The organism is Halomonas alkaliantarctica (assembly GCF_029854215.1).
Classification (GTDB): Bacteria; Pseudomonadota; Gammaproteobacteria; order Pseudomonadales; family Halomonadaceae; genus Vreelandella; species Vreelandella alkaliantarctica_A.
This window is the reverse complement of record NZ_CP122961.1, coordinates 2,717,286-2,738,046: the sequence shown is the minus strand read 5'-3', so window position 1 is coordinate 2,738,046 and position 20,761 is coordinate 2,717,286. Positions and strand designations below refer to the sequence as shown.

Here is a 20,761-nt window from a genome sequence, read left to right as displayed (position 1 = left end):
CATGCTCTACACCAAACGCAATCCATCCGGCGAGATCGTTATGCTCAGCAAAGAGCCGACGTCTGAGTGCAATGAAACTATCGCCCCGGATTCACCTGAAGTACTGGCTTTTCTGGCCGACCAGCCAGGCTCAACGTCTCACTTTATCGCGTCTGACTTGGCGTTTGTAAGGGTAGTAGAAGATATTTTGGAAGTACTACTAGAAAAGGGAATTATCACTTTCACTGACCTGCCGGAAGCTGCACAGGCCAAAGTGATGGAGCGTAAATCGCTGCGGGTGAAAAATAACGTCGATTTACTAGGCGGTGACAGCGACACGATTTAGTCCTAATCGACGAAACCGTATCGCTACGCTCGCTGTTAACTCGAGTCTCGTTATCCCAGAACGGGGCTTATGCATGACGTACGCCCGGTCCGGTGGCGCCATCGACACCCACACGGAACAGGCAGGCGATTTCCTCATCGTCTGCAACGCCTTCCCCAATCACCTGAATGCCTAATGAATGGCAGAGCGTGGCCATGCCGCGTACGATGGTTTGCTGCTCATTTGAGGCATGTAGTTGGTGAATAAGGCTGCTATCCATTTTTAAGTAAGCAAGTCCCACATCGTGCAAATCGGCAAGTTTAGTGAACTCTGCCCCCACATGCTCAATGCCAAACGTACATCCCAGCGGGCGTAAGGCAGTGCAAAGACCTCGTAAGCTGCCAATCGCGTGCGTGCTTAGTGTCGCGGGCACTTCAAAGCAGAGCTGCTTGGCCAGTAGTGGGTGTGCTACCAGCAACGTCCGCAGTTCGTTAACAAACTGGGTATTCGTGATAGACGCCGCAGAGAGGTTAATGCCTACCGGCTTAAGGTCTGTTTGGAGGTTAGTGAGCGCTTTTTTGACCACGGCTAAATCGAGCGCTGGCTCCATATCAAAGCGGGTTATCCAGGGAATAAAGACCCCGGCGGTTTGCCAGTTTCCGCCTAGCAGTAAGCGGGCCGGGCATTCGTAGTGGATGATGTCGCCTTGGGCGTCTACTACCGGGAAGTACGCCAACTCAGGGCCGACTAGAATCGCTGATTCCAGTGCGTTTCGCCATTCGGCATGGCTGCTATAGAGTGAGATACGCTTGCGCTGACGCACAACTACCTGCTCAAAGGACGTTAGGCTTTCGGCTTGTGCCAAGGCGTCATCCAGGGTGGCTAATAGTGTGCCGCGTTCATCATGTGGTGCGTAAGGCACAATCGCCGTGGGTAGATAAATCTCCACGTCGGGCTGAGTGGCGGCTACCTCGGCCAATGTTGCCATCACCTGGATTCTGAGCTCCTCTACATCATCCATAAGCGGTAGCATAAAGATAAAATCACTACCGTTAAGGCGGCCAATCATCGGTTCTGCCCACGCAGTGTCCAATTGTCCCAACTGGGTAACGAGAGTACTTAAAAGTTGGTCGGTGGCGGCGTAGCCGAGCTGCTCATTGAGTGTCTCTAATGCCTGGACGCGAACCATGATCAGCATGCCCGTTGCGCGGGCATCTTCACTGCTTAATTGAGATGAAAGTTTGCCCATAAACACATCGCGGTTCAACGCACCGGTAACTCGGTCATGCTGTAAATGGCGACGTAACTCGTCGAGCTTATGGCTTTCGTGACTCAGCATTTGATGAACATTAGCGGACAACACATTCATCGCTTGGGTGACTTGGCGCAATTCCAGCGTGCGTGGCTCTTTGATGGTGGTAAAACGACGCGCGCTGATATCTTGTGCCTGAGTGACCACGCGGGAAAGAGGATGCTTAATACCACGAACGATCACGGTAGCAATCGCTAGGCTAATGACTCCGGCGAGTAAAAACCAAGCAGCGAGTTCCAGCATGCTGCGCCATAAAGAGGAATAGGCAAAACTGTGCTGGCTCTCAAGCTCCAACGTGCCGTACTGGCGCCAGCCGTCTTGGATTGTCGCTATGCCGCTGGGCACATCAAACTCGACAAGCTGACGAAACCATGCAGGCACATCGCCACTATACTCTTCTGCTGATCGCTCAATAAGTACAGTGTCGTCCGTATCACGCAGCGTGATTTGGCGGTAATAGCCCGTATCAAACTGAGCAGCGATTAATAGCTCCAGGGTGACAAGGTCTTTATCGAGCTGGCTCATGGAAAGCGCCAGCGCGGTGGCATTGTCTTCATTTTTAATGCGCACTTCCTGCTCGATATAATCGCGACTAGTGGTAATGCTAATGGCGAGGCTACCAATGAAAGACAGCAGTAGCAGGGCGATAATGGCAATCCAAAGTTGCTTGATAAGTGACATCGTGCCAATTCCTCTTAAATGAAACCCTGGGTTTGCATACGTTCGATGACGCTGCGCCAGCGTGATAGCCGAGCCAATGGATCTGCACGGGATTCAGATGAACCGCCAGCCCAGAGGCCGTCGCTATTAAAACTAAACAGTGGGTCGAGATCAGTACGCTGAGAGGCAGGGGTGATGGAGGGGACAATATTGTCTAGCACCAACGGTTCTGCGTCCGGGGTCGAGTAATAGCCCAGCACCATATGGGCTTGAGTAATTTGACTACGCCCAATGCGTGCACGGACATAAATCATGCGTAGATACTGGCTGGTAACACCCAACTGTTTGAGGGTAATGTACTTGGCAATGGAGTAGTCCTCGCAATCTCCCTGGCCTTTACCCATCGCTTCTAAAGGCGTTGCCCAATAATCCTCTTGCCCCCACACCCGGATATCGTCAATCCACCGGATGCGGCGATTAAAGAAGTCATTAACCCCGCGCAGTTTGGTTTGAACATCTTGATTTTGCAGCTGTTGAAGCAGGGCAAACCACTCTTCTAATACGGCTAAACCGGCCTGGCCATACTGTTGTTGCATGCTTTGGCGTAAGCGTTGTGTGTCAAACGCTGCCGCAGGCGTTGAATGTATGCCTAGGCCTGCGCCCAACCAAAGCGCGCCGACAGTTGCCAAGAACTGTCGACGCGAGAATACAGTAGGGTTGTGATGTGAGGATGCAGGCATGAGTCGCCGTTAGTAACCGCCAAATTGAGGTTAAGATTACAAGCTGGCGGGTTGAAGTGCTACACCTCTCACTCAAAAGGGTGATGCTAGCTGCTTATTGAACCGCTGCCTGATGGGTTGTTTCTAATAGCGGCTTAAGCTCGGGCCATACATTGTCCAGAATAATCGGCTGTGCATCGGCGGTAGGGTGAATGCCGTCGCTCTGCATTAGCGCATCGTTCAGGGCGATATCCTCAAGTAAAAAAGGCACTAACGATACATCGTACTCCTCTGCCAGCGAATAAAAGACGCCGGTAAAAGCATCCCGGTACGCTTGCCCATAATTGGGCGGGATATCGATGCCTAGCAAGAGCACTTGAGCGTCTGCTTCCTGGCTTTGCTCAATCATGCTGGCTAAGTTCGCCTGCATTTGATTGGGGGATAAACCGCGCAAACCATCGTTGCCGCCCAGTTCAATGAGAACAATATCCGGCTGCTGTTGTCCGAGAAGTTCAGTGAACCTTTGTAGACCCCCGGACGTCGTTTCACCACTAATGCTGGCGTTAACGACTTGTGCATCATCTTCCAAGCGTTCTGCCAGCAGGCTCACCCAGCCCTCATCGCGCTCAATGCCGTAGGCGGCGCTTAAGCTATCACCCATCACCAGCAGCGTGGGGTCTGCGTCTGCGTCTGCGTTGATAGGCGATGAGGCAAAGGTGACTATCAGCAGCACCAGCCATCCGGTTACCATGCGGTTCAGTCCATGCCATGCCACAGGGATGCCACGCTTCATGTCTTATTCCTCAAGTTCAAGCTCCTCAGATAAAACTGCCAATGTGACTACGGCTATATCAGTGTCGAGCGAGTCACCCCAGGGTGAGCGCCAGTCTAATACCGACAACCAAGCGGTAAACGATGTTCCCCAGGGCGCTGTTAGGCAACCCGTGCTGCACGCTGACAAGCTGTCAAAAAAAGTCACCAGCGGTGAGCGCTCGCTCACTATCTTACACGACCTGTCGCTTAGTGTAGCGGCAGGTGAGAGCGTTGCCATCTTAGGTAAAAGCGGCGCCGGGAAATCAACGCTGTTGGGCCTGTTGGCCGGTCTTGACACGCCGAGCGACGGCGAACTGACGCTGTTTGGGCACGCGCTAAGTCGTTTGGATGAGGATGGACGTGCAGCTCTGCGTGCCGGGCGAGTGGGCTTTGTGTTTCAGAACTTTCAACTGCTGCCCACCTTGAGCGCACTTGAGAACGTTATGCTGCCCCTTGAATTGTCGCCCCGCGCCGGGGAAACGCAAACCGCTGCTCGGTGGTTGGAGCGTGTGGGGCTTGGTGAGCGAGTGAACCACTTACCCAAACAGCTTTCCGGTGGTGAGCAGCAGCGCGTTGCCGTGGCCCGCGCTTTTGTGACTGATCCCGAGCTGGTATTTGCCGACGAGCCCACCGGCAACCTAGATCCCGATACCGGCGCGCAAATCATTGATCTGCTTTTCACCTTAAACCGTGAGGCGGGCACCACGCTTATTCTGGTTACCCACGACCACGCCTTGGCGCGGCGCTGTGATCGCTGCTTGCGATTAGATCATGGCAAGCTAGAAGCCGTACTTGAAAACATCGTGCCAACTGCCGCTTCGATTGATGAGGGCGCGCAATGAGCGATGTGAATTGGCGTTTGGCGATGCGCAGTCTCAAGCGGGACCTGCGCGCTGCTGATGTGCGTGCGCTATTTATTGCCCTGGTATTGGCTGTCGCGGCTTCCACCATGATTGCGTTTTTTCTTGATCGGATAGAGCGCGGCCTTGAGCGCCAGGCAGGGCAGATGCTGGGCGGTGACTTAGTGCTGGAGCAGCGCGATCCGTTTTCAGCAGAGTTGCGCGAACGTCTGGAGAGCGCAGGCTTTGTGCTTAGCGATCAAGTTGACTTGGTATCAATGATTAGCCGCGGTGGGCGCTTTCAGCCTGCCAGCTTAAAAGCCGTGGATGAGGTCTACCCACACTACGGCACCTCCTACGTAGACTTTGGCGATGGCACAGAACAAATCGCCTCTGGTCCGCCACCTGGGGAGGCGTGGGCTGACCCGCGCTTGATGGAACTGGTAGAGATTGAGCTGGGTGATCGAGTGCAGGTAGGCCAAACCGAACTGGCCGTAACCGGGATCATTGAGCGCGAAGCGGATCAGTCCGGTGGTTTTGGTAGTTTTAACCCGCGTTTGATGCTCAATACAGCGGATGTCGATGCGACTGGCCTGGTTCAAGAAGGCTCGCGGATTGAGTTTGAAATTCTAGCCGCAGGCCCGCCGGAAGCGCTTGATCAAGTACAAGGGCTGCTTGCCGAATTACGCCGCAACGGGGTAGAGGTACGGGATGTTCGCGTTGACCGCCCTCAGCTTGGTAATGCGTTGCAGCGTGCGGAAAGCTACCTGGGGTTAGCCGGTTTAGCGGCGGTATTGCTCGCGGGCGTGGCCGTGGCAATGTCTACCCGGCGGTATGTGGAACGCCACTTGGATACCGCTGCTTTGCTGCGCTGTTTTGGTGCCAGCCAGCGTCAGTTAGTGACGATATTTACCCTGCAGCTACTCGGCTTAGCGCTGGTAGCGGCGGTCATTGGGGCGCTGCTTGGGCTGCTTGGCCAAGCGGTGCTGATCTGGCTGTTGGTGAGTTTCCTACCCATGACACTTCCTCCTCCGGGGCTGATGCCGCTGGGGTTGGGGGTCTTCACCGCGCTTGCCGTACTCGTCGGGTTTGCCGGGCCAACGCTGCTGCGTATTAAGCAAGTCAGCGCACTTAAAGTACTGCGTCGGGAGCTTGATCCACTGCCGCCTTCAGCTTGGCTGGTCGTCGGCGTAGCGGGTGTCGTGTTTGGTGGGTTGCTGTGGCTCTATTCGGGCAGTTTGCCGCTGGCGATTGGGTTGTTAATCGGCGGTGCGTTGTTGCTTGGCGTGCTGTGGATGATTAGCGCCTTGTTACTTAGCGGCCTATTGCGCGTCGTGCAGCGGTTCTCCGGGCGTAGTGAGTGGTCACAGGCGCTCCGTTTAGGTGGCCGCCAATTGGCTCGGCGGCGACAAGCGGGCCTGGGCCAGTTGCTGGCTTTCTCGGTGACCTTCTTTGCCATGGCGATGATTGTCTTGGTGCGGGGCGATTTACTAAGCACCTGGCAGGATCAACTGCCTGAGAATACGCCTAACTACTTTGCTATCAATATTCAGCCTTCCGAGCGTGACCCCTTTGAAGCGACGGTCTCGCCGCGGGTGGAAACCCAAAGTACGCTCTACCCCATGGTGCGCGGAAGGGTAATTGCGATTAATGATCAGCCGCCCAGAGATGCGGTGCCACCGGATGCTCGGGGCGACAACTCACTGCGCCGTGAACTCAACCTAACTTGGCAATCAGAAGTGCCGGAAGGCAACCAAGTGGTGGCAGGCGAGTGGTTCTCGCCCGACCAACTGGGCAGTAACGTTGACACTGACCGGGGCGATGAACGCCAACACTGGATGAGCGCTGTCGATGCAACGCCACAGTCGGCGCCGGTGCCCATTTCCATGGAGGATGGGCTCGCCGAAAGGCTTGGGCTAAGCGTTGGTGATGAGATGACCTTCTCGGTGGGTAGCGATGAAATCGCTACCCAAATTACCAGTCTGCGCAGTCTGAACTGGGACAGCTTTCAACCAAACTTCTTCGTCATCTTCCCGCCAGGGGTGCTGGAGAAGTTTGGCCATAGCTACATTACGGCTTTTCACCTGCCCGAGACGGAGCAGGGGCTAATTCGTGAGCTGATCACCGCTTTCCCCGGTGTCTCGTTGCTTAACGTAGACGCAATTTTAGGTCAGGTGCGGGATGTGCTTGCCCAAGTCACCCGGGCGGTAGAGCTGGTGCTCGCCCTGGTGCTGCTGGCAGGGATTAGCGTGTTGTATGCCGCGCTGACCGCAAGTCGTCCAGTACGTGCTCATGAAAGCGGCCTGCTGCGCGTATTTGGCGCAGGTAGCCGGATGATTTCACGGGTGCAGGGGGCTGAATACGCGTTGTTGGGCTTTGCCAGTGGTTTGATGGGGGCGGTGCTTGCTGAGCTAACCTCGGCCGTGCTGTACATTTACCTGCTGGATCTCACCCCGCGTTTGCACCTGGTGCTATGGGTTTTCCTCCCCGTTGGCGGGGCGCTGTTGATCGGTGTCATTGGCCATGCGCTTTCGCGGGGATTGCGTCGCCAAGCGCCGGCAGCCAGCTTGGGTCTGCTCGGCGAGGCTTAGTGATCCACAGCTTATTTTGCTAACCAGAAACCGACGACGGTGGCGCTGATGACAGCAACAAAAAAGACCAGATTACGGGCGCGGGTATCGCGACGTGGTTTCATAACGGCACCAATGCAGTGTTAAGTACTATGTTAAGTACAAGGTTGAGGTAAAACATTCCTAGCATGGTAACGTTTGTCGCTTACGCCGTCATCTTGCTGGCCCAGTGACGCTAACGTTTGTTTAGGATCATTAGCTGTTTATTCAGGACTGTTACTTATGCCTCAATCTAACCTTTCAGCGGCGCACTCTGTTGCGCCGCAGTCGCTTTTACTTGCTCAAGGCCGCCTAGCGGCGCTGAGCTGGGGGCGTGCAGACGCCCCAATCTGGCTGGCCTTGCACGGCTGGCTTGATAATGCGGCCAGCTTTACCCGGTTAGCCCCGCTATTGGTCGAAGCGTTGGATATTCGTATTGTGGCGCTGGATTTTCGTGGCCATGGCCATTCGGCGCACGCGCCACAGGGTGGTGACTATGCGCTTTGGGATTATTGCCACGATGTGCTGGATGCCATGGAAGATCTCGGCCTTGAGCAAACCAGCTTACTGGCCCATTCCATGGGCGCGGCCGTGGCCTGCTTGCTCGCTGCTTCGCTACCTGAATGCGTCGAGCGGCTAACGCTGATTGATGGGTTGGGGGCGCTCAATACGCCCAGTGATGAAACCGCCAGCCAACTGCGTAAGGGGCTAACAGCCTACCGTAAGCCGCTGTCACGAGCACCGCGTTACCCCGATATCGAGACTGCCGTCGCTGCGCGTGTTGCTGGCGGTGTCACGCCGGTGGACAGCATAACGGCAACGCCGCTAGTGGAGCGCAATACCCAACCTACCGCCGATGGTCACGTGCAAATGCGCACCGACAGCCGGCTATTGAAGCCGTCCCTGGTGCGCTTTACGCCGCAGCAAGTGCTATCTCTACTGGCGGAAATTAACGTTCCGCTGCTATTGATAGAAGGGACGCAGGGGATTTTGGGCGAGCGCCAATGGGCCCAACAGGCGCGGCAAGCGGTAAAAGGGTTAACTCGCCAAGTGCTTAAGGGGGGCCATCACTTACACTTGGAGCCCAAGGTTGTGGTGCAAGTCGCCTCGGTTATACGCGGTCACTGGGGTAACACCGTTAACATCTAGGCAAGGAACGTAGCATGAATGAATTGGCACACTTGAATAGTGGCAATAAGGTCGCGCTGGTGCTGGGGAGCGGTGGCGCCCGCGGCTACGCACATATCGGCGTGATCGAAGCGCTGGAGGCGCGAGGGTTTGAAATTGTGGCGGTATCCGGGTGTTCGATGGGCGCGGTGATTGGTGGTATTTATGCTGCGGGTAAGCTTCCGGAATACCGTGACTGGGTGTGTCAACTCGACTACCTGGATGTGCTCAAACTGGTGGACGTCACCTGGAGTCCAATGGGCGCGATGCGGGCCAGCAAAGTCATGAGCAAACTGGAAGCGCTGGTCGGCGATATTCTGATTGAAGACCTGGCGATCCCCGTCACCACCGTAGCGACAGACCTGGTGCGTCAACGTGAAGTGTGGTTTCAAAGTGGCCCGTTGCTGCAGGCGATTCGTGCCTCAATGGCCGTGCCAGGTGTTATAACCCCTGTTCATCTAGGTGACCAAGTGTTGGTGGATGGCGGACTGCTCAACCCACTGCCGATTATGCCTACGGTAGCCGCCCACCAAGCACACTATGTGGTGGCGGTGAATGTGACTGCCCATAGCCCGTTGCCGGTGACCCTAGAGGAATTACTGCCTCAAGAGGAGAACGCCGCCGATAGTCGCACCCAAAAAGAGATCGACCGTGATCAACGCATGGGCCGTTGGATAGGCGATGTGCGCGCCGCTACCCAAAAATTGTGGGCAGGGTTGGGTGCCAATGGGGAGGATGCAAACGGCGAGGGTGAAGAGCAAGAAGAAACGATTGAAGCGCGCGGCAAGCGCGAGTGGAGCAAGCTCGATATGATTTTGGAGTCGTTTGATATTACTCAAGCGGCGTTGGCCAAGTACAAGGTGGCGGGTTACCCACCCGATGTGCTGATCGAAATACCCAAAACGGTGTGTAGTACTTACGAATTTTACCGGGGCCGAGATTTGATTCGCCTAGGCCGCCATTTGGCCGATGAGGCGCTGGAGCGGCGCATGCCTGGGATCGCTTCCGACGCTACAGAGTAACGACTACTGACCACGCTTACGCAGCAATATATAGACTGCCCCGGTGCCACCGTCGATATCGATGGCCGAGCAGAACGCCAGCACCCCAGGCCATTCCCGCAGCCAGGTGTTGGTATGGCTTTTGAGCACCGGAAAGTCCGAGGTAGTGCCCCACGCTTTACCGTGCACGACCAGTACGCAGCGCAGACCCTGACCAGCCGAATCGCTTAGAAAACTCTCCAGCTCCACGCGGGCCTCCTCCAGCGTATAGCCATGTAGATCAAGCCCCGCTTGCCACGCCGTTTGGCCGCGTTTTAACTGGCTAAACGTACGCCATGGCAAGTCGGGCACGCTGAACTCCAGGTACTCGGAGGGGCGTACGGCTTCCACCCGGCCATCCGAGGTGCGTCCTGTGGATTGCGGGGCGCTGCTTTCAACCGCCGCGTTGCGACGCGCTTCTTGCGCCTTACCATCGCGTTTGGGTTTGCCAGGGTCGGCCTGATTGGTGGCGATAGGGCGTACACCCGCCGCCTTCAAGGCGTCGCGGAAGGCACTGATATCGTCATCATTCGGCAGGTGGCGGTGTCGCGTCATGGTAGGCTCAGGTGGAAAAATAGGGTTAGAAAGGGTGCGTCAGCTAAAAGAGCACAGTATAGCGGGCTGAGCGTTGCTGTGAACCGGACGAAGTGAAAGGTACAATCTTTTTATTCGTCATATGGCTCAGGCTCTATTGCCTGAAGTCGTGATTATCGTTAACCAGGAGCCGCTGTGACCACGCATCTTAATGTTGAGAATTCTCACTCAACCCTTTCCCTGTCGGAGTCGTTGCTGGTGAGCCAGCTCTTTACGCTGCGCGACTACCTGCGCTGGGTCTCCAGCGAGTTTTATCTGGCGGGCCTGCATTATGGCCATGGCACTGACTCTGCTTGGGATGAGGCAGTGGCGCTCTGCTTAGGCGCGCTGCACCTGCCGTGGAATATTGATCCCAGCGTGCTAGAAGCGCGGCTGCTGCCCGTTGAACGCCAGCGGATTATTGCCCTGGCGCGGGAGCGGGTCACCACTCGCCGCCCGTTGCCTTACCTGCTCGGCGAAAGCTTCTTTGCCGGTCACCCGTTTAGCGTTGATGAGCGCGTGCTGATTCCGCGCTCGCCGATTGCCGAGCTGATCGAAGATGGCTTTGCCGCCTGGTTTCCCGAAGAACCGCCCGCTAGCGTACTGGATCTATGCACGGGCTCCGGTTGTATCGGCATCGCTACGGCGCTCTATTTGCCCACATGTGAAGTGGCGCTTGCCGATATCAGCCAGGATGCCCTGGCCGTGGCACGGCAAAATATTACCCGCCATGATGTGGGCGACCGGGTACGAGCGGTGGAATCGGATGTATTTAACGGCTTGGAAGGTCGGCGTTTTGATCTCATTGTTTCCAACCCGCCCTATGTGGATGCCCGCGACTTGGCTACCATGCCTGCCGAATTTCGTCATGAGCCCTCGTTAGCGCTGGGCGCAGGCAGCGATGGCCTGGACATTGTGCGGCGCATACTGCGTGAAGCGCGGGAACACCTAACCGATGAAGGCTGGCTGATTGTAGAAGTCGGCAACTCTGATCGCCATGTGGAAGCGGCGTTTCCCGACGTGCCTTTCCTATGGCTTGAATTCGAGCGTGGCGGCCAGGGCGTATTAGCCTTGAGCGCCGCTGAACTCGACGCCCATGCGGCGTCTTTCCAGTGAGGAACTAACCGCCATGTCTGGCAATACGTTTGGCAAACTATTTACCGTCACTACCTTCGGTGAGAGCCACGGCCCTGCGCTCGGCGCGATCGTTGATGGCTGCCCGCCGGGGCTACCGTTAAGCGAAGCAGATTTGCAGCACGATCTGGATCGCCGTCGGCCGGGCAGTTCACGGCATACCACTCAGCGCAAAGAGCCTGATCAAGTGCGCATCCTGTCAGGGGTGTTTGAGGGCAAGACCACCGGTACCTCTATTGGTCTGCTAATCGAGAATACCGACCAGCGCTCCAACGACTACTCAAAAATCAAAGAGCAGTTTCGCCCCGCTCATGCGGATTACACCTATCACCATAAATATGGCCACCGCGACTATCGTGGCGGCGGGCGCTCCAGCGCCCGTGAAACCGCCATGCGGGTAGCGGCTGGGGCGATTGCCAAGAAATATTTGGCCGCCCAAGGCGTCCATATTCGCGGCTATATGAGCCAGCTAGGCCCCATCAAAATTGATTTCAAACAGTGGGAGGCAGTAGGTCAAAATGCCTTTTTCTGCCCTGACCCAGATCGCGTCGCCGAGCTGGAAGCCTACATGGATCAGCTGCGTCGCGATCAGGATTCGGTAGGTGCTGAGATCACCGTGATTGCTGAAGGCGTACCAGTAGGGCTGGGCGAACCCGTGTTTGACCGCCTGGATGCTGATCTGGCGCATGGTTTGATGAGTATCAATGCGGTAAAAGGTGTTGAGATAGGTGCAGGGTTTGGCTGTGTCGCCCAGCGGGGCAGTGAACACCGTGACGAGATGACGCCAGAAGGCTTTCTCTCCAATCATGCCGGTGGCGTGCTCGGTGGTATCTCTAGCGGCCAGCCCATTGTGGCTCGCTTAGCGCTAAAACCGACGTCCAGTATCACCACACCGGGTCGCTCCATTGATGTTCATGGTCAGGCCGTCGAAGTGATTACCAAAGGGCGTCACGACCCCTGCGTGGGAATTCGCGCAACGCCCATCGCAGAGGCGATGATGGCGATTACGCTGCTGGATCACTGGTTGCGTCAGCGCGGACAAAATGGTGGGGTGAGCGTTGATACGCCGCGTTTAACCCAGCGCTGACACAATACGGTGAGGTTTGCAGTTCACTGCTACACTCAAACAAAACAAATGCATGAAAAACAGTGCAGGAGCTGCCGCCTATGAAGATTAACGTTGAGTTTGATCTTACTCCGGACGAATTTCGTCAATCACTCGGTCTGCCGGATGTCGAGGCTTTCCAGAGAAACCTGCTGGAAAATATCCAACGACAGATGGAGTCTGGGGTAGAAGGCTACGACCCCATGAGCCTGATGCGGCCTTTTCTCCAGCAGCCAATGATGCAGCAAGGTCTCTCTCAGGGGTTATCAGAAGGACTGTCTCAAGGGCTAGCCAACTTCGGCACTTATCAGCAAATGATGCTGGACATGTTGCGCCAAGCGGGCAGTGCCAGCACTAAAACCACTAGTACCTCCTCGGCTAGCGGCAGCGCAGCTGAGCAGGGCGGTAATACCGGCACTAAAAGCGGTGCGGCCAGTGACAAGGCGAGCAGTGCTAATACTCATAACAGTGCCAATAAAAGCGCCAGTAGTGGTGGCAAGACCAAGGCAACAGCGTCGTCGCGCTCCCGTTCAGGCTCAAGCACGCGTTCTAAATCCAAGCGCAGCGATGCATAGGTTCGTAGTCAGTTATCGCGCATTAATTTAACAGGCAGCGTCAGGCCTGTTGAGGTAGGGCAGGGTAATACGGCAAAGCATTATTGGAAGCAACAACGTTGTTGCAATGCAGCATGCCAGGGATTACTCTTTTTGCAGTGCAGCAATGCTACATCAAGATGAGTCACTCCAAGGCTCATGCCAAGGAACTAAACAGGAGCAGACACTATGCAAGACAACATGATGGACGCCTTTAACGCCCAAACTAAGCAAATGTTTGAGCCCATGCGGAAAATCAATTCGTTGATGCTCAACAACATGGAAAAAATGACCCAGTACCAGCTGGAAGCCATGAAGCGCTACAGCCAGATGGGGACCGAGCGCATGCGAAGCGCTACTGAAATTCAAGACGCAGAAAGCCTGCGTGATTTCGGCACCAAGCAAGCTGAAATGATGAACGAGCTTTCCCAGCAGATGCAGGAAGACGCGCGCGTAATGAGCGAGATGAGCCTGCAGTTTAAGTCTGAAATGGAAAAAATGTTCAGCGAAGCCGGCCAGCAAATGTCCGAGCAAGCTAAGGCTGCTGCTAATAAAAGCGAGCAACCTGCCAAAGCCTCTAGTCAGTCATCGCGTAAGAGCTGATTAGTGAACTCATCGCGGCGCCCAAGGGCGCCGCGATGTATTTATAAGCTTGTGCTTATATATTTTAAAATTGGTCATAGCCAAAGCGGTCGGTGCGTCTGAAGATAGGCGTAGGGAGAATAAGTATGCAGTCAGCATGGCAAAACCCGTTCCAGGCAATATCGCAAGGGCTCTCTGACAGCCTGTCTCAAGGGCTTTCTGAAGGTTTTTCCCAAGGGCTTTCCCAAGGGCTGCCTGAAGGTTTATCTTCAGCGGAGATTGAAGCTTGGAACAATCAGCTTAAAGAGATTAGTGAACAGTACCAGGGATTGATGCAGGATCTGCTTTCCCGTATCGCACCCAGTGAAGCCGCCGACTCAATTTACAGTGATATGCGCGAAAGCTTTGAAGCGGGTGCGCAGTCGCTAATGCAAAACCCTACCCTGCTTTGGGAAACCCAGAGCCGTTTGCTACAAGACCAGTGGCTATTGTGGCAGCATGCCGTGCGTGGCATGGCAGGTGAGCAGGTCACGCCGCTGATCACCCCGGACAAAAGTGACCGCCGTTTTAAAGACGACGCATGGACTCAAGACCCACACTACATGGCCATTATGCAGCAGTACTTACTGTTCTCGCAGATGGTGGAAGAGTTGATCGAAAGCTTAAGTGGATTGGACGAAACTCAGAAGCGTAACTTGATGTTTTACGCGCGACAGTTGGTCAACGCGATGGCGCCGACTAACTTTATGACCACCAACCCAGAGGTCATGCGCCGTACCATTGAAACCCGTGGTCAAAACTTGGTGGATGGTTTAGCCCGCTTACGCGAAGATTTAGGTAACTCTGCTGAAGGCATTAATGTCCGCATGACCGATCGCGCCGCCTTCGGCGTGGGCGAAAACATCGCCGTAACCCCCGGCGCGGTGGTATATGAAAACGAACTGATCCAGTTGATTCAATACACGCCAACAACGGAAAAGACCTTTAAAACACCGCTGTTGATGGTGCCGCCGTGGATCAATAAGTACTACATACTCGATCTGCGCGAAGACAACTCAATGGTGAAATGGCTGGTGGATCAGGGCCATACGGTGTTCTTGATTTCCTGGCGTAACCCAGGCCCTGAGCAGCGCGATATCACCTGGGCTGACTATATGCAGATGGGTCCGATTAGCGCGATGGAAGCCATCGAGCAAGCCTGTGGCGAGAAGTCGGTTAACCTACTTAGTTATTGCGTCGGCGGCACGCTAACCGCTTCTACGGTGGCGTACCTCACCAGCACTCGGCGAGGTCGCAAAGTAAAATCGGTGACCTATATGGCCACGTTGCAGGATTTTCGTGATCCAGGCGACATCGGCGTATTTCTTAACGAGCGAGTGGTTGCCGGGATTGAGCAAACGCTAGACGCGAAGGGCTACCTTGATGGCCGTTCAATGGCATACACCTTCAACCTGCTACGTGAAAATGATCTATTTTGGTCGTTTTACATCAATAACTACTTGAAGGGTGAAACCCCCGCTGCGTTTGATCTACTTTACTGGAATACTGACGGTACCAATTTACCCGCAAGTACCCATGCCTGGTATTTACGCCATATGTACTTAGAAAACCGCTTGGTTGAGCCAGGTGGCATAGAGCTGGATGGCGTGAAAATTGACCTGCGCAAGGTATCGACACCCAGCTATTTCGTCTCCACCAAAGATGATCATATCGCCAAATGGAACAGTACTTACTATGGGGCGTTGCTACCTAAGGGGCCGGTTACCTTTGTGCTAGGCGGTTCGGGGCATATTGCCGGTATCGTCAACCCGCCCCATAGGAACAAGTACGGCTACTGGACTAACGACGCACTGCCGGAAACTCACGAAGAGTGGCTGGAAAATGCTACGGCTCATGAAGGGTCCTGGTGGCCGCACTGGCAGGCGTGGATGACCGAAAATGGCTATGCCGATAGCGAAAAAATGGTGCCCGTACGCCACCCTGGTGATGGTGAAATCAAGGTGATTGAGCCTGCGCCAGGGCGCTATGTAAAAGCGACCATTCCTGAAGTGCTAGGTGAAATCCCAACTAAGAAGTAATTACTTAGCTGGGTTCAATGGCGTAGCAGATGCCCAAAACCCCAAAAAAAAGCCCGCTGAAATCAGCGGGCTAGACGTCACGGTCTTTTACGTCAAAAGGATCGATTCTGCTAAGTCGTTAATTTCGAATTAAGTAGTCGAAGGCGCCCAGTGATGCCTTTGCGCCTTCGCCCATGGCAATGATGATCTGCTTGTAGGGCACCGTCGTAACGTCACCTGCGGCGAATACGCCGGGCACCGAGGTCATACCGTGAGCATCCACGATGATCTCACCGCGGGGTGTCATTTCAATCGGTGAGCCTTTCAGCCACTCGGTGTTAGGCACCAGACCAATCTGAACAAAAATACCTTCCAGTGCGATGGTTTTGCTCTCGTCAGACGTGCGGTCTTTATAGTTCAAGCCATTGACACGGCTGCCATCACCCGTCACTTCGGTCGTTTGTGCGTTGAGAATGATATCGACGTTAGGCAGGCTCTTGAGCTTTTTCTGCAACACCGCGTCGGCGCGCATCTCACCCATAAACTCTACGAGCGTGACATGGCCGACAATACCCGCCAGGTCAATCGCCGCTTCAACGCCAGAGTTACCACCGCCGATCACCGCTACCCGTTTACCTTTGAACAGCGGGCCGTCACAGTGAGGGCAGTAGGCCACCCCTTTATTGCGGTACTGCTGTTCGCCGGGCACATTCATTTCGCGCCAGCGGGCGCCGGTCGCCAGAACCAGGGTTTTACTTTTGAGCTTTGCGCCGGATTCAAAGACGACTTCGTGCAGTCCACCCTCCACCTCGGCGGCCTTAAAGGAGGTGGCAAGCTGCAGGTTCATGACATCGACTTCGTAATCTTTTACGTGCTCTTCAAGCGCGCTAACCAGCTTGGGGCCTTCGGTGTGGGAAACAGAGATAAAGTTTTCAATTCCCATGGTGTCAGCCACCTGACCACCGAAGCGCTCAGCGGCAACGCCGGTGTTAATGCCTTTACGCGCTGAGTAAATGGCGGCCGCCGCGCCTGCCGGGCCACCACCAATGACGAGTGTATCGAAAGCGGCTTTCTCGTTGAGCTTTTTGGCATCGCGTTCGGCGGCCCCCGTGTCAACCTTGGCCAAAATCTGCTCAAGGGTCATACGGCCTTGATCGAGCGGCTTACCGTTCAGATAGATGCTCGGCACCGACATGATTTCCCGCGACTCAACTTCATCCTGAAACAGTGCACCGTCGATAGCGACGTGACGAACGTTCGGGTTGAAAATAGCCATGAGGTTAAGCGCTTGAACCACATCTGGGCAGTTCTGACACGAGAGCGAGTAGTAAGTCTCGAAAAGCATATCGCCGTCGAGGGCTTTGATTTGGTCGAGTAGCTCGGCAGAAGTTTTGGGCGGATGGCCGCCGACTTGCAGCAGCGCCAACACCAGCGACGTGAACTCATGGCCCATGGGGATGCCGGCAAACACCACGCCAGTCTCTTCACCCGGGCGGTTAATCGCAAACGATGGTGTGCGGTCGTCCTGACCATCGCTGTGTAGGGTAATCTTATCGCTTAAGCTGCTGATGTCCTCAAGCAGGCCGAGAAGTTCTTGCGACTTGGCACCGTCATCGAGGGAGGCAACGATCTCGAACGGCCGAGTCACTTTTTCCAGATACGCTTTCAACTGGGATTTTAAATTGGCGTCCAGCATGACAGTAGCTTCCTCGCAGGTAACAGACGTATTGAACACACGTGTGTGACGGTGCTAATCATTAATATTTTTTACAAAGTTTTAAAACAGAACACCCGGGTGAAACCCGGGTGTTGGATCTGCACGGACTTGCACTACGTAAAAAGGCGCAAGCGCGTGAAAGATATAGGCGGTTTAGATTTTGCCTACAAGATCCAGCGAAGGCGCGAGGGTTTCTTCGCCTTCTTTCCATTTAGCCGGGCACACTTCGTTCGGGTTGGCACGGACGTATTGCGCGGCCTTCACTTTACGCAGCAGCTCTTCAGCGTTACGGCCAATGTTGCCAGCGTTGATTTCAACAATTTGGATTTTGCCATCGGGATCGACGACGAAGGTGCCGCGCTCAGCAAGGCCGGCTTCTTCAATTAATACTTCGAAGTTGCGTGAAATACGCAGTGTCGGATCCGCAATCATCGGGTATTGAAGTTTACCGATGGTCTCAGAGCTGTCGTGCCACGCTTTGTGAGTAAAGTGGGTGTCGGTTGAAACGCTGTAGATTTCAACGCCCAGCTTCTTGAACTCAGCATAGTTATCGGCCAGATCACCTAGCTCGGTCGGGCATACAAAGGTGAAATCAGCCGGGTAGAAGAAGAAGATAGACCACTGGCCCTGCAGATCCGCTTCAGTCACATCGACGAATTCGCCATTTAGGTAAGCAGTAGCTTTAAATGGTTTTACTTCAGTGTTGATCAAGGACATTCAGATAATCTCCAGTTGTAATGAGTGAAGTGTTCATAAAGTAGTGCTAATGCTAACGGCTAGCGACTAATGTCTAAAATTTAAAAAAACCATCTGACCAATAGCATTGGCCTATTAGCGGATAAAAGGTCTCTGTTTTACTAGCTACTTAATGGGGTCGGTAGGGCAAAATACAAGAATTTTTCACATTGGCTTGCGGTAGGCGTCACCGCACCGCAAAATTCGCACGGTCAGTATTATGTCCTACGCTATTGTTAGCCCGTGAGGGCTGTTGCCGGCAGCAGCAGGGCGAACTTGGTATGAAGACACTTGGCAAAACATTTGGCTGAATTATTTAGTGAATGCTGGTTTGTTTAATGATGAGTTGTGACAACAGGAGCAGTGATAATGGGGAACATCCACAAACTTTCCGCGGCCGTTGCGGCTATCTCATTCGCCGCAGCGGCTAGCGCTGCCCACGCCGAAGAGGTGCGGGTATTTAACTGGTCAGACTACATTGCCCCCGAAACGCTGGAAAAATTTACCGAGCGTACCGGCATTGAAGTGACTTATGACGTTTATGACAGCAATGAAATTTTGGATGCTGCACTGCTCGCCGGGCGTTCCGGCTACGATGTAGTGGTACCGTCTACCTACTACTTTACCCGCCAAGTGAAAGCCGGTGTTTTTCAGCCGCTTAACCATGAGCTGCTGCCCAATTTAGATAATCTCAACCCAGAACTGATGGCCAACCTGGAAACCATTGACGCCGGTAGCGAATACTCGGTTCCCTATATGTGGGGCACCAATGGGATCGGCTATAACGTTGACCGGGTAAAAGAAATTTTGGGTGATGATGCGCCGGTAGATAGCTGGGCACTACTGTTTGATCCTGAAATAACCGCCGCGTTGAGCGAAGCGGGCTGCGGCTTGTCGATGCTGGACTCTGCCGATGAAATGCTCTCGCCCGCCATGGCGTACCTGGGTTTTGACCCCCTAAGTGAAAATCTGGACGATATTGAAGCGGCTGGCGAACTGATTGCCGACGTTCGCGACGACATGACCTATTTTCACTCTTCCCGCTATGTGTCCGACCTGGCGAATGGTGATATCTGCGTAGCCGCTGGCTACTCGGGTGATATTTTCCAGGCCGCTGACCGTGCCGAAGAAGCTGGTCGTGATTTCACCATCGCTTATAGCATTCCAAAAGAAGGCGCCGCACTGTGGTTCGATATGATGGCAGTACCCGCCGATGCGCCGAACAGTGAAAACGCTCACGCCTTCATCAACTTTATCCTCGACCCTGAAATCGCCGCTGAAATTACCGAGTACGTGCGTTATGCCAATCCCAACGCGGCGGCCGATGAGTACCTCTCTGATGAAATCATCAATGACCCGGCTATTTACCCGAAAACCGAGGTCATGCAAAACCTATACGTGCAGGCTGAAAAGCCTCAAAATGTGCTGCGTGCACGTACGCGCATTTGGAACCGCGTAAAGTCTGGTCGTTAAACCGATATTTATCCGACGGCGAGCCTGGGGTTAATTCTCTGTGGCTCGCTGCTCGTCTTTTTTAATGCCCGGGTTTCCGGGCCTTTTGATGGGAGTGGCGAATGGTCACTACGCCCCTGTCGAACGAGCCTTCATCTGCTTCACCCATCACGCCTTCAACGTCGCGGCCCCAGGGCAAAACCCCGCGGTTCGCTGAGGATGTGGTGCTGGAAGTGAAGCGCTTAAGCAAGCGGTTTGATGATGCGCTGGCGGTGGATGATGTCAATTTGCAGGTTAAGCGCGGGGAAATTTTTGCGCTGTTAGGTGGCTCCGGGTCGGGTAAATCAACCCTGCTGAGAATGCTGGCGGGCTTTGAAACGCCCTCCGAAGGCCGGATTTTATTAGACGGTGAGAATATCACCGCTATGCCCCCGCACAAGCGGCCTATCAATATGATGTTCCAGTCCTATGCACTATTTCCGCATATGACGGTGGCACAGAATATTGCCTTTGGCTTAAAACAGGACAAGCTCCCCAAAGCGGATATCGACGCTCGCGTCGCGCAAATGTTGAAGCTGGTGCATATGCAGCGCTTTGCCAAGCGCAAACCGCACCAGCTCTCTGGCGGCCAGCGCCAGCGGGTAGCGCTGGGACGTTCGCTGGCCAAGCGGCCCAAGCTGTTGCTGTTAGACGAGCCCATGGGCGCACTGGATAAAAAGCTGCGCACTGAAATGCAGCTAGAAGTGGTCGAGATCATCGAACAGGTCGGCGTGACCTGCATTATGGTCACTCACGACCAGGAAGAGGCGATGACCATGGCCGACCGTGTAGCGATCATGGCCGATGGCTGGATCGAGCAAATAGGCTCGCCGATCGATATTTATGAAAGCCCGGTGAGCCGCATGGTGGCGGAATTCGTCGGCACGGTGAATCTGTTTGAAGGCGAGATTATCGAAGACGCTGCCGACCACTGCCGCATCGCCGCTCCCGCGCTCGAGCGGCCCATCTATATTGACCACGGTATTACCACCCAGGCGTCGAATCGGCGGGTTTGGGTCGCGCTGCGCCCTGAAAAAATCTGGCTAACCCGCGAGAAACCCACCACTGAATATAACTGGGCGGAAGGCAAGGTGGATGATATCGCCTACCTGGGTGGTTTCTCGCTCTATTACGTGCGCACCCAGTCGGGCCAGATCATTAAAGTCAGTATGGCCAATACCGAGCGTCGTGGTGATCGACCCACCTGGGAAGACAGTGTGTATGTCTACTGGGAAGATCACAGTACGATTGTTCTGAACCGCTAGCGTCTTGAGCTGCTAACGTTTTGAATGGTGATAGTGACGCATTCCT

General features: G+C 54.6%; 18 protein-coding genes. 12 read left to right on the top strand and 6 right to left on the bottom strand.

The window, feature by feature from the left end; translation table 11 throughout:
- Position 1: 1 nt before the first annotated feature.
- Entirely contained in the window at positions 2–325 is a 324-nt protein-coding gene (locus QEN58_RS12535) for a tryptophan synthase subunit beta like protein (RefSeq protein ID WP_280103977.1), read from the top strand.
- Positions 326–392: 67 nt separating this feature from the next.
- Here the strand turns inward: QEN58_RS12535 and QEN58_RS12530 are convergent, their stop codons facing one another.
- The 3 genes from QEN58_RS12530 to QEN58_RS12520 all read right to left on the bottom strand — a co-directional run bounded on the left by QEN58_RS12530 (position 393) and on the right by QEN58_RS12520 (position 3,788).
- On the bottom strand, positions 393–2,297 hold the full coding sequence (locus tag QEN58_RS12530) for an EAL domain-containing protein (protein WP_280103976.1): 1,905 nt from the start codon (positions 2,295–2,297) through the stop codon (positions 393–395).
- Between the two features lie 14 nt (positions 2,298–2,311).
- Positions 2,312–3,016, bottom strand: coding sequence for a transglutaminase-like cysteine peptidase (locus QEN58_RS12525; protein ID WP_280103975.1), 705 nt, complete (start codon positions 3,014–3,016; stop codon positions 2,312–2,314).
- A gap of 94 nt (positions 3,017–3,110) precedes the next feature.
- Positions 3,111–3,788: an arylesterase gene (locus tag QEN58_RS12520; RefSeq protein ID WP_280103974.1), complete on the bottom strand. Its 678-nt coding sequence runs from the start codon at positions 3,786–3,788 to the stop codon at positions 3,111–3,113.
- A gap of 61 nt (positions 3,789–3,849) precedes the next feature.
- Here QEN58_RS12520 and QEN58_RS12515 point away from each other — a divergent pair, with 61 nt between their 5' ends.
- From QEN58_RS12515 to QEN58_RS12500, 4 genes are all read left to right on the top strand, one after another.
- Positions 3,850–4,650, top strand: coding sequence for an ABC transporter ATP-binding protein (locus QEN58_RS12515; protein WP_425270330.1), 801 nt, complete (start codon positions 3,850–3,852; stop codon positions 4,648–4,650).
- Entirely contained in the window at positions 4,647–7,238 is a 2,592-nt protein-coding gene (locus QEN58_RS12510) for an ABC transporter permease (protein ID WP_280103972.1), read from the top strand. Before QEN58_RS12515 ends, QEN58_RS12510 begins: the two co-directional genes overlap by 4 nt.
- A gap of 261 nt (positions 7,239–7,499) precedes the next feature.
- Positions 7,500–8,405, top strand: coding sequence for an alpha/beta fold hydrolase (locus QEN58_RS12505; RefSeq protein WP_280103971.1), 906 nt, complete (start codon positions 7,500–7,502; stop codon positions 8,403–8,405).
- A gap of 14 nt (positions 8,406–8,419) precedes the next feature.
- Positions 8,420–9,445 (top strand): patatin-like phospholipase family protein, encoded by a 1,026-nt coding sequence (locus QEN58_RS12500; protein WP_280103970.1) that lies wholly within the window; start codon positions 8,420–8,422, stop codon positions 9,443–9,445.
- A gap of 3 nt (positions 9,446–9,448) precedes the next feature.
- Here the strand turns inward: QEN58_RS12500 and QEN58_RS12495 are convergent, their stop codons facing one another.
- Complete coding sequence (locus QEN58_RS12495; protein ID WP_280103969.1) at positions 9,449–10,018, bottom strand: Smr/MutS family protein; 570 nt, start codon at positions 10,016–10,018, stop codon at positions 9,449–9,451.
- Between the two features lie 174 nt (positions 10,019–10,192).
- On the opposite strand from QEN58_RS12495, the gene prmB reads away from it, so the two are divergent.
- The 5 genes from prmB (at position 10,193) to phaC (ending at position 15,528) form a co-directional block, all read left to right on the top strand.
- Positions 10,193–11,152, top strand: a complete 960-nt coding sequence (prmB, locus tag QEN58_RS12490; protein ID WP_280103968.1) for a 50S ribosomal protein L3 N(5)-glutamine methyltransferase — start codon at positions 10,193–10,195, stop codon at positions 11,150–11,152.
- A gap of 13 nt (positions 11,153–11,165) precedes the next feature.
- Positions 11,166–12,257: a chorismate synthase gene (aroC, locus tag QEN58_RS12485; protein ID WP_280103967.1), complete on the top strand. Its 1,092-nt coding sequence runs from the start codon at positions 11,166–11,168 to the stop codon at positions 12,255–12,257.
- 80 nt (positions 12,258–12,337) lie between these two features.
- The gene (locus tag QEN58_RS12480; RefSeq protein ID WP_280103966.1) at positions 12,338–12,850 is read left to right on the top strand and encodes a hypothetical protein; all 513 of its coding nucleotides are present in this window, start codon (positions 12,338–12,340) and stop codon (positions 12,848–12,850) included.
- 207 nt (positions 12,851–13,057) lie between these two features.
- Positions 13,058–13,471, top strand: coding sequence for a phasin family protein (locus QEN58_RS12475; protein WP_280103965.1), 414 nt, complete (start codon positions 13,058–13,060; stop codon positions 13,469–13,471).
- Positions 13,472–13,596: 125 nt separating this feature from the next.
- The gene (gene phaC / locus QEN58_RS12470; protein WP_280103964.1) at positions 13,597–15,528 is read left to right on the top strand and encodes a class I poly(R)-hydroxyalkanoic acid synthase; all 1,932 of its coding nucleotides are present in this window, start codon (positions 13,597–13,599) and stop codon (positions 15,526–15,528) included.
- A gap of 118 nt (positions 15,529–15,646) precedes the next feature.
- On the opposite strand, the gene ahpF is transcribed toward phaC, so the two are convergent.
- Both ahpF and ahpC read right to left on the bottom strand, forming a co-directional pair.
- Positions 15,647–17,203 carry an alkyl hydroperoxide reductase subunit F gene (ahpF, locus tag QEN58_RS12465; RefSeq protein WP_280103963.1) on the bottom strand — a complete coding sequence of 519 codons (1,557 nt, stop codon included), beginning with the start codon at positions 17,201–17,203 and terminating at the stop codon, positions 15,647–15,649.
- Between the two features lie 174 nt (positions 17,204–17,377).
- Positions 17,378–17,935 carry an alkyl hydroperoxide reductase subunit C gene (gene ahpC, locus QEN58_RS12460; protein ID WP_425270329.1) on the bottom strand — a complete coding sequence of 186 codons (558 nt, stop codon included), beginning with the start codon at positions 17,933–17,935 and terminating at the stop codon, positions 17,378–17,380.
- Positions 17,936–18,328: 393 nt separating this feature from the next.
- On the opposite strand from ahpC, the gene QEN58_RS12455 reads away from it, so the two are divergent.
- Both QEN58_RS12455 and potA read left to right on the top strand, forming a co-directional pair.
- Entirely contained in the window at positions 18,329–19,432 is a 1,104-nt protein-coding gene (locus QEN58_RS12455; RefSeq protein WP_280103962.1) for a polyamine ABC transporter substrate-binding protein, read from the top strand.
- Between the two features lie 101 nt (positions 19,433–19,533).
- Positions 19,534–20,715 carry a polyamine ABC transporter ATP-binding protein gene (gene potA, locus QEN58_RS12450; protein ID WP_280103961.1) on the top strand — a complete coding sequence of 394 codons (1,182 nt, stop codon included), beginning with the start codon at positions 19,534–19,536 and terminating at the stop codon, positions 20,713–20,715.
- Positions 20,716–20,761 lie beyond the last annotated feature (46 nt).

Excerpts from the sequence above, each read along its gene's own strand:
- QEN58_RS12520 (WP_280103974.1), bottom strand. The coding sequence starts at position 3,788 with ATGAAGCGTGGCATCCCTGTGGCATGGCATGGACTGAACCGCATGGTA.
- QEN58_RS12535 (WP_280103977.1), top strand. The coding sequence starts at position 2 with ATGCTCTACACCAAACGCAATCCATCCGGCGAGATCGTTATGCTCAGC.
- QEN58_RS12495 (WP_280103969.1), bottom strand. The coding sequence starts at position 10,018 with ATGACGCGACACCGCCACCTGCCGAATGATGACGATATCAGTGCCTTC.
- QEN58_RS12480 (WP_280103966.1), top strand. The coding sequence starts at position 12,338 with ATGAAGATTAACGTTGAGTTTGATCTTACTCCGGACGAATTTCGTCAA.
- QEN58_RS12475 (WP_280103965.1), top strand. The coding sequence starts at position 13,058 with ATGCAAGACAACATGATGGACGCCTTTAACGCCCAAACTAAGCAAATG.
- QEN58_RS12500 (WP_280103970.1), top strand. The coding sequence starts at position 8,420 with ATGAATGAATTGGCACACTTGAATAGTGGCAATAAGGTCGCGCTGGTG.
- QEN58_RS12510 (WP_280103972.1), top strand. The coding sequence starts at position 4,647 with ATGAGCGATGTGAATTGGCGTTTGGCGATGCGCAGTCTCAAGCGGGAC.
- aroC (WP_280103967.1), top strand. The coding sequence starts at position 11,166 with ATGTCTGGCAATACGTTTGGCAAACTATTTACCGTCACTACCTTCGGT.
- QEN58_RS12530 (WP_280103976.1), bottom strand. The coding sequence starts at position 2,297 with ATGTCACTTATCAAGCAACTTTGGATTGCCATTATCGCCCTGCTACTG.
- ahpF (WP_280103963.1), bottom strand. The coding sequence starts at position 17,203 with ATGCTGGACGCCAATTTAAAATCCCAGTTGAAAGCGTATCTGGAAAAA.
- potA (WP_280103961.1), top strand. The coding sequence starts at position 19,534 with ATGGTCACTACGCCCCTGTCGAACGAGCCTTCATCTGCTTCACCCATC.
- QEN58_RS12455 (WP_280103962.1), top strand. The coding sequence starts at position 18,329 with ATGGGGAACATCCACAAACTTTCCGCGGCCGTTGCGGCTATCTCATTC.
- QEN58_RS12505 (WP_280103971.1), top strand. The coding sequence starts at position 7,500 with ATGCCTCAATCTAACCTTTCAGCGGCGCACTCTGTTGCGCCGCAGTCG.
- phaC (WP_280103964.1), top strand. The coding sequence starts at position 13,597 with ATGCAGTCAGCATGGCAAAACCCGTTCCAGGCAATATCGCAAGGGCTC.
- QEN58_RS12525 (WP_280103975.1), bottom strand. The coding sequence starts at position 3,016 with ATGCCTGCATCCTCACATCACAACCCTACTGTATTCTCGCGTCGACAG.